14 protein-coding genes are annotated in these 13,958 nt (G+C 66.5%); 3 read left to right on the forward strand and 11 right to left on the reverse strand.

Features of this window, described 5'->3' with window-relative positions; translation table 11 throughout:
• Nucleotides 1–6: 6 nt before the first annotated feature.
• Nucleotides 7–1,200 carry a trans-sulfuration enzyme family protein gene (locus tag AXYL_RS00615; protein WP_013390887.1) on the forward strand — a complete coding sequence of 398 codons (1,194 nt, stop codon included), beginning with the start codon at nucleotides 7–9 and terminating at the stop codon, nucleotides 1,198–1,200.
• A 21-nt stretch (nucleotides 1,201–1,221) separates the two neighbouring features.
• Here AXYL_RS00615 and AXYL_RS00620 read toward each other — a convergent pair whose 3' ends face one another.
• The 5 genes from AXYL_RS00620 to argS all read right to left on the reverse strand — a co-directional run bounded on the left by AXYL_RS00620 (nucleotide 1,222) and on the right by argS (nucleotide 6,681).
• Nucleotides 1,222–2,202, reverse strand: coding sequence for an alpha/beta fold hydrolase (locus tag AXYL_RS00620; RefSeq protein ID WP_041652053.1), 981 nt, complete (start codon nucleotides 2,200–2,202; stop codon nucleotides 1,222–1,224).
• Nucleotides 2,181–3,392, reverse strand: coding sequence for an ABC transporter substrate-binding protein (locus AXYL_RS00625; RefSeq protein WP_013390889.1), 1,212 nt, complete (start codon nucleotides 3,390–3,392; stop codon nucleotides 2,181–2,183). The genes AXYL_RS00620 and AXYL_RS00625 overlap by 22 nt, the downstream gene beginning before the upstream one ends.
• 136 nt (nucleotides 3,393–3,528) lie before the next feature.
• Entirely contained in the window at nucleotides 3,529–4,158 is a 630-nt protein-coding gene (locus AXYL_RS00630; RefSeq protein ID WP_013390890.1) for a thiol:disulfide interchange protein DsbA/DsbL, read from the reverse strand.
• 81 nt (nucleotides 4,159–4,239) lie between these two features.
• A complete protein-coding gene (locus AXYL_RS00635; RefSeq protein WP_013390891.1) occupies nucleotides 4,240–4,989 on the reverse strand; it encodes an SPOR domain-containing protein in 750 nt (249 codons plus the stop codon).
• Between the two features lie 9 nt (nucleotides 4,990–4,998).
• Entirely contained in the window at nucleotides 4,999–6,681 is a 1,683-nt protein-coding gene (gene argS / locus AXYL_RS00640) for an arginine--tRNA ligase (RefSeq protein WP_013390892.1), read from the reverse strand.
• A 322-nt stretch (nucleotides 6,682–7,003) separates the two neighbouring features.
• Here argS and AXYL_RS00645 point away from each other — a divergent pair, with 322 nt between their 5' ends.
• Together AXYL_RS00645 and AXYL_RS00650 are read left to right on the forward strand one after the other, a co-directional pair.
• The gene (locus AXYL_RS00645; protein ID WP_013390893.1) at nucleotides 7,004–7,351 is read left to right on the forward strand and encodes a DUF1840 domain-containing protein; all 348 of its coding nucleotides are present in this window, start codon (nucleotides 7,004–7,006) and stop codon (nucleotides 7,349–7,351) included.
• Between the two features lie 89 nt (nucleotides 7,352–7,440).
• Complete coding sequence (locus AXYL_RS00650; protein ID WP_013390894.1) at nucleotides 7,441–7,758, forward strand: hypothetical protein; 318 nt, start codon at nucleotides 7,441–7,443, stop codon at nucleotides 7,756–7,758.
• Between the two features lie 15 nt (nucleotides 7,759–7,773).
• Here AXYL_RS00650 and AXYL_RS00655 read toward each other — a convergent pair whose 3' ends face one another.
• From AXYL_RS00655 to AXYL_RS00680, 6 genes are all read right to left on the reverse strand, one after another.
• Complete coding sequence (locus tag AXYL_RS00655; protein WP_013390895.1) at nucleotides 7,774–8,574, reverse strand: carbohydrate ABC transporter permease; 801 nt, start codon at nucleotides 8,572–8,574, stop codon at nucleotides 7,774–7,776.
• Entirely contained in the window at nucleotides 8,571–9,446 is an 876-nt protein-coding gene (locus tag AXYL_RS00660; RefSeq protein ID WP_013390896.1) for a carbohydrate ABC transporter permease, read from the reverse strand. The genes AXYL_RS00655 and AXYL_RS00660 overlap by 4 nt, the downstream gene beginning before the upstream one ends.
• Before the next feature lie 13 nt (nucleotides 9,447–9,459).
• On the reverse strand, nucleotides 9,460–10,755 hold the full coding sequence (locus AXYL_RS00665) for an ABC transporter substrate-binding protein (RefSeq protein ID WP_013390897.1): 1,296 nt from the start codon (nucleotides 10,753–10,755) through the stop codon (nucleotides 9,460–9,462).
• 27 nt (nucleotides 10,756–10,782) lie between these two features.
• Nucleotides 10,783–11,838, reverse strand: coding sequence for an ABC transporter ATP-binding protein (locus AXYL_RS00670; protein WP_013390898.1), 1,056 nt, complete (start codon nucleotides 11,836–11,838; stop codon nucleotides 10,783–10,785).
• A gap of 120 nt (nucleotides 11,839–11,958) precedes the next feature.
• The gene (locus tag AXYL_RS00675; protein WP_013390899.1) at nucleotides 11,959–12,756 is read right to left on the reverse strand and encodes a phosphodiesterase; all 798 of its coding nucleotides are present in this window, start codon (nucleotides 12,754–12,756) and stop codon (nucleotides 11,959–11,961) included.
• A gap of 39 nt (nucleotides 12,757–12,795) precedes the next feature.
• Nucleotides 12,796–13,809: a LacI family DNA-binding transcriptional regulator gene (locus AXYL_RS00680; RefSeq protein ID WP_013390900.1), complete on the reverse strand. Its 1,014-nt coding sequence runs from the start codon at nucleotides 13,807–13,809 to the stop codon at nucleotides 12,796–12,798.
• Between the last annotated feature and the right edge of the window lie 149 nt (nucleotides 13,810–13,958).

The raw sequence follows: 13,958 nt of genomic DNA on the forward strand, positions 1-13,958 counted from the left end.
CTGAAGATGCCCACCAAACACATCGATACGCTTCTGCAGCACGCAGGCACCGCCCCGTTCAACCCCGAAACCGGCACGGCGCCGGTGCCCCTGCCGCCGATGCGCGCCAGCACGGTGCGCTTCGAGAACCTCGCCGCGCTTGAAAAGGCTCAGCGCAGCAAGGCGGCAGGCGGCCGCGCCTCCACCTACGGACGCATGGGTATGGACACGCATGCGGCGCTGGAAGAGGTCTTCACCCAGCTCGAAGGCGGCACGCACTGCTACCTGGCGTCCTCGGGCCTGTCGGCCATGACCATGGTCATGATGGCGCTGTGCTCGGCCGGCGACCACGCGCTGATCTCGGATTGCGTCTATGGCCCGATGCGCGAGCTGGACGACGCGGTGCTCAAGCGTATGAACATCGAGATCACGTACTTCGCGGCCGGCGAGGACCTGGAAGAGTTGGTGCGTCCGACCACCAAGCTGTTGTACGTGGAGTCGCCCGGATCCCTGCTGTTCGAGATGCTGGACATGGGCGCCATGGCCGCCTTCGCGCAGCGTCGTGGCCTGGTGCTGGCCACCGACAATACCTGGGGCTCGGGCTACATCTACCGCCCGCTGACGCTGGGCGCGCAGGTGTCCGTCATTGCAGGCACCAAGTACGTGGGCGGACACTCCGACCTGATGCTGGGCGCCGTCGTCACCAATGACGAAGAGATCGCCCGCAAGCTCAACCGCACGCAGTACGCCATGGGTTATTCCATCAGCGCGGATGACGCCTGGCTGGCCCTGCGCGGCGTGCGCACCATGCCCATCCGCATGGCGCAGCATGCGCGCCACGCCTTGCAGGTGTGCGAATTCTTCAAGAGCCGTTCCGAGACGGTGCGCTTGTTCCACCCGGCCTGGCCGCAGGATCCCGGCCACGCGTTGTGGCAGCGCGATTGCACCGGCTCCAACGGCATGCTGTCCGTCGAACTGCGCCTGTCGCCGGCGGCGGCGCGCGTGTTCGTGGATTCGTTGACGCTGTTCGGCATCGGCTTTTCCTGGGGCGGCTACGAAAGCCTGGTGCAGCTGGTGTCGGGCAAGGACCTGTCCAAGCACCGCTATTGGGGCGAAGGCGACAACGCCCTGGTGCGCCTGCACATCGGCCTGGAATCGCCGGACGACATCATCGCCGACCTGACCCAGGCGCTGGAAAAGGCCGCGGCCGTCCAGGGCTGAGCTGCGCGAGGCGAGGCCGCCTCAGGCGGCCGTGCCGCGTATCCAGACGCCGATGCGCGCGGCGATGTCGTCGCTGTTGTCGTCCATCATGGGCATGTGCGAATTGCCGGCAATGCCCATGTCGGCCAGGCGCCAGGTCTGCACGCGGGCGCCCTGGCGCGCCAGCTCATCGGCATAGGCCTGTCCGGTGATGCACAGCTTTTCCCACAGCGGCGTGGCGTCCAGGTAGTCGCCATAGACGAACAGGAATGGCTTGTCCGCCACGGCCTGGGCCGCAACCTCGGGCGAGAAGCCCGAGGGTTCGATGCCGATGACGCCGCGCACCAGATCCGGCCGCGCATGCAGCGCGCGGTAGGCGACCTCGCCGCCATGGCTGTGCGCCATTACCAGGCACGGCCCGATGCGGTCCAGCACCGCGCAGAACCCCCTCAACGCCGCATCGTTATTGCCCAGCCAGCGCGGCACTGCATGGCGGATGAAGTCGTCGAACACGGCGACCGGAAAGCGCTGGCCCTCGAAAGCGCGCCGCGCCGCGTAGTCCTCGGCGCGCCCGAAGCGGAACAGCGTCCAGCTCTCTTCGGCATTGCGGATGATGGGCGGCTCGGGCCAGACTTCCTTGAACGGCGCCCAGCCCGCACGGCCGCGCTCGACGTTGTCCACGACATAGACCGCGTGGCCCTGGCGCAGGAAATGCTGCATCCAGCCCGGCCTTCCATCCGGCGTCTGTTCCCACATCGCGCCCGTCATGCCGCCGCCATGCAACAGCACGATGGGCAGCGGATGCGCGAGCCGCGCCGGGATGAAGTACTGCACGTAGGCCTGCTCGAAGTGGTACAGGCCGTTGGGGTCGTAGGCCAGCGACGCGCTCTGCGTGAACGCGATGTCGCGCTGTGGCTGGCCGTCGATGCGTACCTGCCGGCCACCCGCGTAAAAGCTGCCGAAGTCGGACAGGGTCACTGCCGCCGGGCTAACCGCTTGCGTCATGGTTTGACCAGCGGGCATTGGCTTTCCGACAAGGGCCAGGCCAGCGTGGCGCCGGGGATGTTGCGCACGATGTTGTAGTAGTCCCAGGGCGCCTTGGACTGCGCCGGCGTCTTGACCTGCGCCAGCATCATGTCGCGTACCACCAGGCCGTCCTCGCGGATACGCGCATTCAGGCTGAAGGGATCGTCGATGGGCAGCGATTTCATCTTGGCCATGACGGCATCGGCGTCCACCGTGCCGGCGGCCTTCACGGCTTGCAGGTAATGGCGCACCGATCCGTAGACGCCGGCCTGCAGGAAGGTGGGCGGACGCCCCACGCGGGCCTCGAACTTCTTGGCGAAGGCGCGCGTGCCGTCGTTCATGTCCCAGTAGGACGGAACCGTCAGATAGGTTTTCTGCGCGGCCTGCAGGCCCAGGCTGTGCACGTCCGTGATCAGCAGCAGCATGGCGGCCAGCTGCTGCGCGCCGCCGATGCCGAATTCCGCCGCCTGCTTGATGGCCGAGATGGTGTCGCCGCCCGCGTTGGCGATGGCGATGATCTGTGCCTTGGAGGCTTGCGCCTGCAACAGGAAGGACGCGAAATCCGAGGCGTTCAGCGGGTGGTAGACGGTGCCGACGACCTCGCCGCCGTTGGCCTTGACCACGGTTTCGGTGTCCGCCGCCAGCTGCTTGCCAAAGGCGTAGTCGGACGCCAGGATGAACCAGCGTTTGTTGCCTTCGTTGACCACCGCGGTCGCCGTCCCGCGCGAGAGCGCGTAGGTGGTGTAGGTCCATTGCACGCCGTAGGGCGAGCATTGTGCCTGGGTCAACGCGGTGGTGCCGGGGCTGGAGAACAGCACCAGCTTTTTCTTGTCGCGCGCGATGCCCTGCACCGCCAGCGCCACCGAGGAATTGGGCACGTCCACGATCACGTCCACGCCATCGGTGTCGTACCACTTGCGCGCCATGCTGCTGCCGATGTCGGGCCGATGCTGGTGGTCGCCCGATACCAGCGAAATGGGCTTGCCCAGTAGGGTGCCGCCCATTTCCTCGATGGCCAGGCGGGCGGCTTCGACCGAGCCCTTGCCGGTGGCGTCGGCGGTGACGCCCGCCATGTCCGTGAGTACGCCGATCTTCACGCCATCGGCTTCATTGGCCTGGGCCAGGCTGGCGGCCAGCGCCAGGCACAGGCCCAGCATCGCGCGGCTGCGCGGGAATCGCTGCTTCATTTGTCTTCCACCCGTTATGTGCCGCTATCGCGGCGAATTGTTGTGCGGAAAGTGTAGCGCGGGCCCGGGCGCCAACGGCAAAGAAAAACGCCCCGGCCTGGCGGCTCGGGGCGTTGCGTATTCTGGCTGAAAAGTATCAGTTGCGCGTCAGCGGGATCAGGCGGGTCACTTCCTTCAGTGCGCCTTCGTAGCTGTTGCCGGCCATGACGGGCGAGGTCATGAACTTGCCGCCGACAGCGAACGACGGGGTGCCGTCGATGCGGTAGGCCTCGGCCAGCTGGTTGGCGCGCTGCACCTGCGTCTGCACGCTGAACGAATCGAAGACCGAGTCGAACTTCTCGCGGTCCACGCCTTGGGTCGCGGCCCATTCACCCATCGCCTTCTTGTCGAACAGGCGCTTGTGTTCGCCGTGGATGGCGGCGAAAACCTTGGGGTGCAGGTCCGGGCGGTCCAGGGCCAGCAGCGTGTAGTAGAGCTGCTGCAGCGGCTTCATGCCGGCGTTGAAAGCGATCGGAACCTGCTTGAGCACCACGTCCGGCGGTGCGGTCTTGGCCCAGTCTTCAACCATGGGCTCCATGGCGGCGCAGTGCGGGCAGGTGTAGGCGAAGAATTCCAGGACCTCGATCTTGCCCGGGGTGTCCGACGGCAGCGGTGGATTGATGGCGATGGATTGCTGCGCGCCTTGCGCGTGGCTTGCCGGGCTGAAGAAAGCCGTGGCGGTCAGCGCGGCCGCGGCCAGGATGCGGATTATCTTGGGGGACAGCATGGATGAGAGGTTCCTGAGTAAAAAGTTACAGACAGGCCCGGGGCCGGATAAGTTCAATGCTGGCGGGCGCGGCGGCGCGCATTACTGGCGCACCACGGCGGTTTCGATCTTGTTCTCGCCCAGGCGGCCGCGGGCCCGGTTCATGTCGTCCAGGCGGGCAAAGGGACCCACCCTGACCCGGTTGATGGCCTTGCCGTTTACTTCGGCCTTTTGCACCGCCACCGGCAGGCCCAGCAGGATGATGCGGGCCTTGAGGGATTCCGCGTCGTTTTCACCACGGAATGCGCCGGCCTGCAGGTAGTACGTGCCGTTGGCCGCGGACGCGCTGGCGGCCGGCTTGGGAGCCGGCGCGGGCGCGGCCTTGGAGATCGGCGTGGGCGCCTGGCTGGGGGCGGCGGACGGCGCGGCGGAGGCTACGGCAGGCCCCTTGGAGGTGGGCAGGGTGGCAATCAGCGCGCCCAGGTCGTCCAGCTTGGCGGGGGTGTCGTCGCCCTTGGTGGGGGCGGGGCCCGTGGCCGGGCCGGTGGCCACGCCTGCGCCCGGCAGCGGCGCGGGCGCCGTGGCGGTCGGGCCGGTGGACGGGACGCCGGCGGCGCCGTCGCGGCCGTACAGGCCGGCGTTGGGGTCCGGCGCCTGGCGCGGATCCGGCAGCTTGCCATTGTCGCCCTGGCGGCTGGCCCGGTCGACGAAGGGTACGGGCGCCTTGGTGACGTAGAAGGCGACGACGGCGGCCACGATCAGGCCGAGGAGCAAGCCGGCCAGCGCGCCGTACAGGGTGCTGCCGCTTTCGCCGGAGGAACGGCGGGTGGTGGTTTTGCGCTTGGTTGCCATGAACCGATGTTACATCCGCTCGGGCGCCGACACGCCCATCAGCTCGAGGCCGTTGGCCAGCACCTGGCGCGTGGTCGAGGCCAGGCGCAGGCGGGCCAGTTTCAGGGCGGTGTCATCGATCAGCACGCGCTCGGCGCCGTACCAGGCGTGGAAGTCCGAGGCGCAGTCGCGCAGCCAGAAGGCGATATGGTGCGGCGACAGTTCCTGCGCCGCCAGCGCCACCACGTTGGGGAATTCGGCCAGGCGCTGCATCAGCGCGAATTCGGTCGGGGCGGTCAGCAGCGCGGCATCGGCCTGGGCCACGTCGGCGGCCGGCATGGCGGCATTGTTGATCACCGAGCAGATGCGGGCGTGCGCGTACTGGATGTAATAGACCGGGTTCTCGTCGCTCTTGGACAACGCCAGGTCCACGTCGAACACGAATTCGGTGTCGGCACGGCGCTGGATCAGGAAGTAGCGCACGGCGTCGCGGCCCACCCAGTCGATCAGGTCGCGCATGGTCACGTAGCTGCCGGCGCGCTTGGAGATCTTGACCTCTTCGCCGCCGCGCATGACCTTGACCATCTTGTGCAGCACGTAGGCCGGGTAGTCCTTGGGGATGCCCTCTTCCAGAGCCTGCAGGCCGGCGCGCACGCGCGCCACGGTGCCGTGGTGGTCGCTGCCCTGGATGTTCACGGCGCGATGGAAGCCCCGCTCCCATTTGGCCTTGTGGTAGGCCACGTCCGGCACGAAGTAGGTGTAGCCGCCTTCGCTTTTGCGCATGACGCGGTCTTTGTCGTCGCCCGTGCCCAGTTCGGTGGTGCGCAGCCACAGCGCGCCGCCTTCCTCGTAGGTATGGCCGCCGGCGACCAGCGCCTTGACGGTCGCTTCGACCCGGCCGGAGGTATAGAGCGAGCTTTCCAGGTAGTAGTTGTCGAACGCCAGGCCGAAGGCCTGCAGGTCCAGGTCCTGCTCGCGACGCAGGTAGGCCACGGCGAAGACGCGGATGTCGTCCAGATTGTCGACGTCGCCCGTGGCGATGACGTCCACGCCATCGGAGTGGACGGTCGCGCCGGCCTGGAAGTCACGCGCGATGTCGGCGATGTAGTCGCCCTTGTAGCCGTCGACGGGCCAGTCGGGCGATTCGGTCGTCAGGCCGCGGGCGCGGGCCTGCACGCTGATGGCCAGGTTGTGGATCTGGTTGCCGGCGTCGTTGTAATAGAACTCGCGGGTGACGTCCCAGCCGATGGCGTCGTACAGGCGGCAGAGGGCGTCGCCCAACGCGGCCTGGCGGGCATGGCCCACGTGCAGCGGACCGGTGGGGTTGGCCGACACGAACTCGACCAGGATCTTCTCGCCGCTGCGGGGCGAGCGGCCGAAGGCGGCGCCCTGCTCGGCCACGGCGGCGATGACGGCCTGGCGCGCGGCGGCGGTGATGCGCAGGTTGATGAAACCCGGCCCGGCGATTTCAGCGGACTCGATCAGGCCGGCGGCGCCGGGCTGCGCCATCAGGGCGTCGACGATGGCCTGGGCCAGTTCGCGCGGGTTGCGGCGGGCCGGCTTGGCCAGTTGCATGGCCACGTTGGTGGCGACGTCGCCGTGGGCGGCAACCTTGGGGCGCTCCAGCAGCACATTTGCCACGGCGTCGGGCAGGCTTTGCGCGACGGCGGCCTGGATCAGGGAGATAAGCTGTTTTTGTTGCTCGAGGAGCATGGGCGTCTGGAGAAGTTCTGAGTTAGTGACGGACGCGCCCGTACAGGCCGGGCCTGTCGGGCGGAGCGGACAGGGGGCGGCGTAGCCGGGCGGACCGCGCGCGCCGCATTCATGGCCGCGTCAGGTCCCGCTGTCACGGGAATCTCCTGAATCATAGCTTGATTTGGCCATTGGACCGGCCTGCGCCCAGGGCGGGAACCTTGCGCCGGAGGGTCTGGGGGGACGGATGGCGCCCGGCCATCGGACCTGCTGCCCCGGGCCAGTTGGCAGCCCCCGGGTGTTGCGGTAGTGTATGTAAGTAATCAATGTGGGAGACTGGAATATGCTGATCACCTTTCATTCCAAGGTCGTGGCCGAGGTTCTGATGCTGACCGACCATGCGGGCGCGCTGTTGCAGGCGGCCGGCAAGTCCTTCGGAGACAAGATCCCGGAGCGTGGCGTTTTCACCGTGGAACAGCTGGGACCCGCCATCAGCGGCATCGAGCGCGCCATCGACGACTATCAGAGTTCCCATGACAAGAGCGACGAAGAAGACGACGACAAGGCGCCTGCATCGCCCATGGCACGCATGGTGGGCCTGAAGGAACGCGCTTTCCCCCTGCTGGATATGATGCGCCAATCCCTGGCGGCAAATGCCGAAGTCACCTGGGAGGTGTCGCGCGGCTGGTAAGCCGGCAAGCCCAATGTCGCCGGGCGGACAATCTGCCCGGTGATTTTTGCCTACGCTTCTCGCCTGACGCCACCTTAAGGAATCACACCATGCGCAGCGATATCACCGTTGTTTTCGACTCCCGCCGTTCGGTCGACCTCTCGGCCAACGTCGAGCCCTCGCCGCAGCGCCAGAGCGACGCGCGCGACTGGTTCGACAGCGCCTGGGAAACGCTGGGCTGCGAGCCGCTGCGCCCCAGCGGCAAGGTCCTGCTGCTGGACAAGGTGCTGGGCGTGGCCGACGCGCTCGGCTATGACACCCTGTCCAGCGACGAAAAGGAGGCCCGCGAGTTCGCCGAGCACCTGGCGCTGGCGCTGGAGCGCCCGCGCATCACCGTGGACCTGCCGGGGTTGACGGTCGGCTATTGAGAAAGCCGCGGGCCCTTAGCGGATGCCCGCGCGCATGAACGACTGCACGAACTGGCGCTGGAACAGCAGGAAGGCGATCAGCAGCGGCGCAGCCGACATCAGCGTGGCGGCCGTGATGACCGACCAGTCGATGCCCTGGTCGGTCGACGAGAACACCTGCAGGCCCACCGTCAGCGGCCGCGATTCGACCGAGTTGGTGATGATCAGCGGCCACAGGAAGTTGTTCCAGTGGTGGCTGACCGACACCAGCCCGTAGGCCACGTAGATCGGCTTGGCCAGCGGCACATACACCTTCCACAGCACCTGTAGCGCGTTGGCGCCCTCCATGCGGGCGGCCTCTTCCAGTTCGCGCGGCACCGTCTTGAAGGTCTGGCGCAGCAGGAAAATGCCGAAGGCCGACGCGAAGTAAGGCAGGCCGATGGCGAACACCGTGTCGCGGATGCCCAGCTGGCTCATGGAGCGGTAGTTTTCCACCAGCAGCACGTCCGGCATGATCATCAGCTGCAGCAGCACCAGCATGAAGACGAAATCGCGGCCGCGGAACTCGAAGCGCGCGAAGGCGTAGCCGGCCAGCGTCGACAGCACCAGTTGCGCCGCCAGCACCATGGTGACCAGCAGGAAGGTGTTGAGGAAGTAGCGCGGGAACGGCGCGGCATTCCAGGCGCGCACGAAGTTGTCCAGCGTCAGCGGCGCGAACAGGTCGAAGCGGGTCGCGTAGGCGGGCGGGTGGAACGCCGCCCACATGGCATAGGCCAGGGGCAGGATCCACAGCAGGCCGAGCGCCCAGGCGCCCAGGGTATCGAGCTTGTCTTTCATTGATAGTGCGTCCTGCGGTCCAGCCAGCGGAACTTGATCAGCGCGGTCAGCGCCAGCACCACCAGCAACACGACGGTCAGCGTGGCGGCGTAAGCCGTGTCCCAGAAACTGAAACCCACCTGGTAGATGTAGTACAGCAGCAGCGTGCTGGCGTTATCCGGCCCGCCGCGGGTCATGACCACCACGTGGTCCACCAGCCGGAACGCGTTGATCAAGGCGTTGATCAGCACGAAGAGCGTGGTGGGCATCAGCAGCGGCCACAGGATGCGGCGGAAATACTGCCAGCGCGACGCGCCTTCCAGCATCGCGGCCTCGCGCAGCGACGGCGATACTGTTTGTAGCGCGGCCAGGTAGAAGATCATGAAGAAGCCGGCTTCCTTCCAGACCGTCACCAGCATCAGCGCGGGCAGCGCGGTCTCGCGGTTGCCTAGCCAGTTGGGGCCGGGCGAGCCGAACAGCTGCATCACCTGCGCGATCAGGCCGTACTGCGGCGTGTAGAAGAACAGCCAGATGTTGGCCACCGCCACCATGGGCAGCACCGTGGGCGTGAAGTAGGCCATGCGCAGGAAACCGCGCCCGCTCAGGTTGCGGTTGACCCATAGCGCCATGATCAGCGCGATGCCGATGGACGTGGGAATGGTACCCAGCGCGAACCACAGATTGTTCCAGAGCGACTGCCAGAACACCGGGTCATCGCGCATGACGGCGTAGTTGTCCAGCCCCACGAAGCGCGCGGGACGCGCGCCCTTGGGGGTAGAGAAAAAGCTGTGCCATAGCGTCGCCACCGCCGGGTAATGCGTGAAAGCGGCGAGCAGCACGATGGCTGGCAGCAATAGCAGCCAGCCATAAAGCGCGTTTAAAGAGCGGCTCATCGTGCTTGTCGGATTACTTGTAGGGACGCAGTATGCGGTCGGCCTCGCGCTGGGCGTCGGTCAAGGCCTGCTGCGGCGTCTTGGAGCCGGTCAGGGCGGCTTGCAGGGCGTCGTTCAGGGTCTTGGTGACGCGCTGGTTCTCATGCGTGGAGAACTCTGCCACGCTGACTTCCAGCTGGTCGCGCGCGACCGCGGCGGCCGGCACTTCCTGCGCGTACTTTTTCATTTTTTCGGTTTGCCAGGCGGCCGGGGTCACGGCCACGTAGCCCGTGGCGATGCTCCAGTCCGCGGCGCGTTCTGGCGTGGTGACCCATTGCGCGAACTTCAGCGCGGCCTGTTGCTGCGCCGGCGTGCCGCTCTTGAAGATATAGAAGTTGCCGCCGCCGGTGGGGCTGCCGCCGCGCTTTTGCTGCGGCATCATGGCCACGCCGAACGGGAAGTCGGCGTTCTTGCGGATGTTGGTCAGATTGCCCGTGGTGGTCCAGACGATGGCGGCCTTCTTTTCCAGGAAGTCCTTGGGCGTGGTGCCCCAATCGATCGTGCCGGTCGGCATGATCTTGTGCTTGGCTGACAGGTCGCGCCAGTACTGCGCGGCTTCCACCACGGCCGGCTTGTCCAGATAGACCTCATTGCCGGCTTCGTTCATCAGGATCGCGCCGTTGGGCGTGGTCAGCGCCTGGAACAGCCAGTAGGCGAATGCGCCGCCCGACGGGATCTCGATGCCCCACTGCGTGGTGTTGCCGGACGCGTCCTGCTTGGTCAGCTTCTTGCCGTACTCGACCAGTTCGGCCCAGGTCGCGGGCGCGCGCTCGGGGTCCAGCCCGGCGGCCTTGAACAGGTTCTTGTTGTAGTACATGACGATGGTCGAACGCTGGAACGGCACGCCCCAGGTATGGCCGCCGCTGCGGCTGTTCTGCATGAAGGCGTCATAGAAGCCGCCCAGCCATTTCTTGTCGGCGTCGCTCTTGGCTAGGCTGTCGATCGGCACGATGGCGTCCTCGTCGATCAGCGTGAACATATCGGTGGACAGCAGCACCGCCAGTTGCGGCGGCGTGCCGCCCTTGAGCGCGGTCAGCGCCTTGGCGATCGAGTCCTGGTACGAACCGGCGTAGATCGGCTTGATCTTGATGTCGGGATTTTCCTTCTGGAAATCCGCCACCATGTCGTCGACGATCTTGGTGATCGGGCCGCCGACCGCGACGGGGTAATAGAACTCCACCTCGACGGGCTTGTTCTGCGCCTGCGCAGGCAGCGACAGGCAGGCGGCGGCCAGGCTGGCGGCCAGGGTTTTCAGTACGATGCGACGCATGTTGTTTTCCTTTCCTGTGTACGGGCCCTAGCGGCCGGCGGAGTTGATGACCGCCGAATCGGCGGCAAAGAAGTGCTGCTGGCCGTCCTGCCAGGACAGGCCCAGTGTTTCGCCCGCGCTGGCGCGCAGATGGCCGCCCACGCGCACGGCCACGCCGCTGGTGTCGCCCACGCGGCAAACCACGATGGAGTCCGCGCCGAAGTACTCCACGCTTTCCACCTTGGCCGCAATGCCGTTGGGGTCGATGCGGATGTGCTCCGGACGCACGCCCAGTTTCATGGCGCCCGCTGGGGCGCCGGCAATGGCGGGGCCATGCGTGCCGGCGATGACCGTGGCGCCCTGCAGGGAAGCCAAGCCGATCAGGTTCATGGGCGGCGTGCCGATGAAGCGCGCCGCAAATTCGGTGGCGGGCCGCGCATACAGTGCGTCCGGCGTGTCGTGCTGTTCGATCTTGCCGCCACGCAGCAGCACCACCTGGTCGGCCATGCTCATGGCCTCGGTCTGGTCGTGCGTGACGTAGACCATGGTGATGCCCAGGTCCTGTTGCAGGGCGCGGATCTCGCGGCGCATTTCATGGCGCAGCTGCGCGTCCAGGTTGGACAACGGTTCGTCCATCAGACAGACCGGGGCTTCGGAAATCACGGCGCGGCCCAATGCCACGCGCTGTTGCTGTCCGCCGGACAATTGCGAGGGCTTGCGGTCCAGCAGATGGCTCAGGCCCAGCAGGTCGGCCACGCGCTGCAGGCGACGGTCGTAGTCGCGGGCCGGCTCCTTGCGAACCTTGAGGCCGAACAAAATGTTCTCGCGCACCGACAGGTGCGGAAACAGCGCGTACGACTGGAACACCATCGAGATGCGGCGCTTGGCGGGCGGCAATTGGGTGACGTCGCGGTCGCCGATGTGGATGGTGCCCGAGGTCGGCGTGTCCAGCCCGGCGATCATGCGCAGCGTGGTGGACTTGCCGCAGCCGGACGGACCCAGCAGGACCGTGAAACTGCCGGCGGGAACCGTAAAGCTCACGCCATGGATCGCGGCGGCGTTGCCGTACTGTTTGGTGAGGTTATCCAGGACGATGGATGACATGCTGTCTCGAAGATCTAATAGTTAGATCCGCATTGTTGCCTGTTATGAAAACCTTTTCATTGTGCAGCGCAAACATGACGGATGTATGGCAGAACAAACTTTCGTAGTCTAGCTTTGGCCTCAGGCGAATGGGTACGGGCCGGGGTAATCCCCGATGACCGCATGATGCGTGACCAGGTTTTTCCCTTGCCACCAATGCAGCTGGTAGCCCGGCGGTTCCATGATGTACTGCAGCGTCGGCCGCGGTCCCAATTCCAGGGCGAGCTGGTGCGCGGTGCCCGGACAGGTGGAGGCGATGGTGCCGCCGAAGCGCTGGAAGATCGTGCGGTGCAGATGGCCGCAAAGCACGCGCTCCACGTTGGGAAAGCGCGCCACGATGCGTTCGAGTTCGGGCGCGCCGGCCAGCAGGCCGATGGCGTCCATGTGTTCGATGCCGGTCAGGAACGGCGGATGGTGCATCAGGACCAGCGTGGGCCGCTCGGGCTGTTCGGCCAAGCGCGCGGCCAGCCAGTCCAGGCGGTCCTGGCAGAGCTCGCCATGGCTTTTCATGGGCACCACCGTGTCCAGCGCCAGCATGCGCAGCGGATAGGTTTCGATGGCGTATTGGATGAACGGGCCCCCGCCTTGCAGGTAGCCGTGGTCCGGAAAGGCCGCGCGCAGCTGGGCGCGGTCGTCGTGGTTGCCGGGCAGCAGGAAGTAGGGAATCTCCAGCGCCTGCAGATGTTCGCGCAGCACCTGGTATTCGTGCGGGCGGCCCAGATCGGTCAGGTCGCCCGTGATCAGCACGCAGTCGGGGCGCGGGGTCAACGCGTTGAGCGCGCGCACCGCGGGCGCCAGGAAGGCCGCCGGATCGATGATGCCGTAGGCCTTGTCGCCGGGGGTGCGCATGTGCAGGTCGGTGATTTGTGCGATGAGCATGACGCGTGTACTGATGAAGGATTGTTGTAGGAAAGGGCCTTAGCGGCGCACCGGCGCGGCGGTGCCGCCGACCACGATGCAATGCGGCAGACGGTCGGAATGCGGCGGCTGGCCCTGGATCTGCGCCAGCAGGTTCGAGCAGGCGGTTTCGCCTATGCCGTCACTAGGCTGGGCCACGGTGGTCAGGGGCGGCGTCAGCAAGGCGCCGAAGCGCATGCCGTCGAATCCGCAAACCGAAATGTCGGCAGGCACGGACAGGCCCAGGCCCACCAGGTCCGCAATGACGGCGGTGGCCAGCAGGTCGTTGGAACAGAACAAGGCGGTGGGCGCCTGCTTGCCGCGCAGGGCGGCCTTCAGGGCGTCCAGATCGCTGCCCGTGTGCGAGCTCATGGAGATGTGCTGGATGGCGTCCAGGCCCAGGCGCTTGGCGCAGGCGCGCGCTCCTGTCAGCCGGCGGCGGGCGCGGTCCGAGGCGGTCAGCGGGCCCGTCACCAGGGCGATGCGGCGATGGCCCAGCGCGGCCAGGTGGGCCACCATGTCGCTGGCGGCCGCGCGATTGTCGACCGACGCGAAGGGATGGGCGCCGGACTCGTTGTAGACCAGCACGTAGGGAATGCCGGCGTGGTCCAGGTCGTCCAGCGTGGCGCTCTTGGCGGCGTCCGCGACCGTCAGGATCAGGCCATCGACCTGGTGGTCCATCAGGCCCTGGACCGCCGCGGATTCCACCGCCGGATCGTAGCCGGTGGCGGTCAGCATGACGCTGTAGCCCGATTCCCGCGCGCGCCGTTCCGCGCCTTCGAAGCACTCGGCGAACACGGGGTTGGATAGCGTGGGCAGTATCAGGCCGATGGTGCGCGTGCTGCCCGAGCGCAGGCTGCGGCCGACGCGATTGGGCCGGAAGCCCGCGCGTTTGGCGACGTTGCGGATATGCGCGAGCGTGTCGGGATGCACGATCTCGGGCTGGTTGAACGCGCGCGAAACCGTCGCCGGGGAAACCCCGGCCTTGCGGGCCACTTCAATGATGGAAAAGCGGGGCGACGAGCGCGAGGCCATGGCGGGATTGCTGCCGGGTTTTCTGAAAACGATTTCATCTTACTCGACAAATATGACCTTTGTATTGCACGGGTTTGCGCTATGCTGATGCCGACGCAACAACAAATCGCCATGGCGCGGCATGCGATTTTCCCGGGGAAAAACGGCTT

It is taken from the genome of Achromobacter xylosoxidans A8, from assembly GCF_000165835.1.
Taxonomy (GTDB): Bacteria; Pseudomonadota; Gammaproteobacteria; order Burkholderiales; family Burkholderiaceae_B; genus Achromobacter; species Achromobacter xylosoxidans_B.

Coding starts and splice junctions, on each gene's coding strand:
- AXYL_RS00665 (WP_013390897.1), bottom strand. CDS start 10,755: ATGCGTCGCATCGTACTGAAAACCCTGGCCGCCAGCCTGGCCGCCGCC.
- AXYL_RS00630 (WP_013390890.1), bottom strand. CDS start 4,158: ATGCTGTCCCCCAAGATAATCCGCATCCTGGCCGCGGCCGCGCTGACC.
- argS (WP_013390892.1), bottom strand. CDS start 6,681: ATGCTCCTCGAGCAACAAAAACAGCTTATCTCCCTGATCCAGGCCGCC.
- AXYL_RS00670 (WP_013390898.1), bottom strand. CDS start 11,838: ATGTCATCCATCGTCCTGGATAACCTCACCAAACAGTACGGCAACGCC.
- AXYL_RS00680 (WP_013390900.1), bottom strand. CDS start 13,809: ATGGCCTCGCGCTCGTCGCCCCGCTTTTCCATCATTGAAGTGGCCCGC.
- AXYL_RS00675 (WP_013390899.1), bottom strand. CDS start 12,756: ATGCTCATCGCACAAATCACCGACCTGCACATGCGCACCCCCGGCGAC.
- AXYL_RS00625 (WP_013390889.1), bottom strand. CDS start 3,392: ATGAAGCAGCGATTCCCGCGCAGCCGCGCGATGCTGGGCCTGTGCCTG.
- AXYL_RS00660 (WP_013390896.1), bottom strand. CDS start 9,446: ATGAGCCGCTCTTTAAACGCGCTTTATGGCTGGCTGCTATTGCTGCCA.
- AXYL_RS00620 (WP_041652053.1), bottom strand. CDS start 2,202: ATGCCCGCTGGTCAAACCATGACGCAAGCGGTTAGCCCGGCGGCAGTG.
- AXYL_RS00655 (WP_013390895.1), bottom strand. CDS start 8,574: ATGAAAGACAAGCTCGATACCCTGGGCGCCTGGGCGCTCGGCCTGCTG.
- AXYL_RS00650 (WP_013390894.1), top strand. CDS start 7,441: ATGCGCAGCGATATCACCGTTGTTTTCGACTCCCGCCGTTCGGTCGAC.
- AXYL_RS00645 (WP_013390893.1), top strand. CDS start 7,004: ATGCTGATCACCTTTCATTCCAAGGTCGTGGCCGAGGTTCTGATGCTG.
- AXYL_RS00615 (WP_013390887.1), top strand. CDS start 7: ATGCCCACCAAACACATCGATACGCTTCTGCAGCACGCAGGCACCGCC.
- AXYL_RS00635 (WP_013390891.1), bottom strand. CDS start 4,989: ATGGCAACCAAGCGCAAAACCACCACCCGCCGTTCCTCCGGCGAAAGC.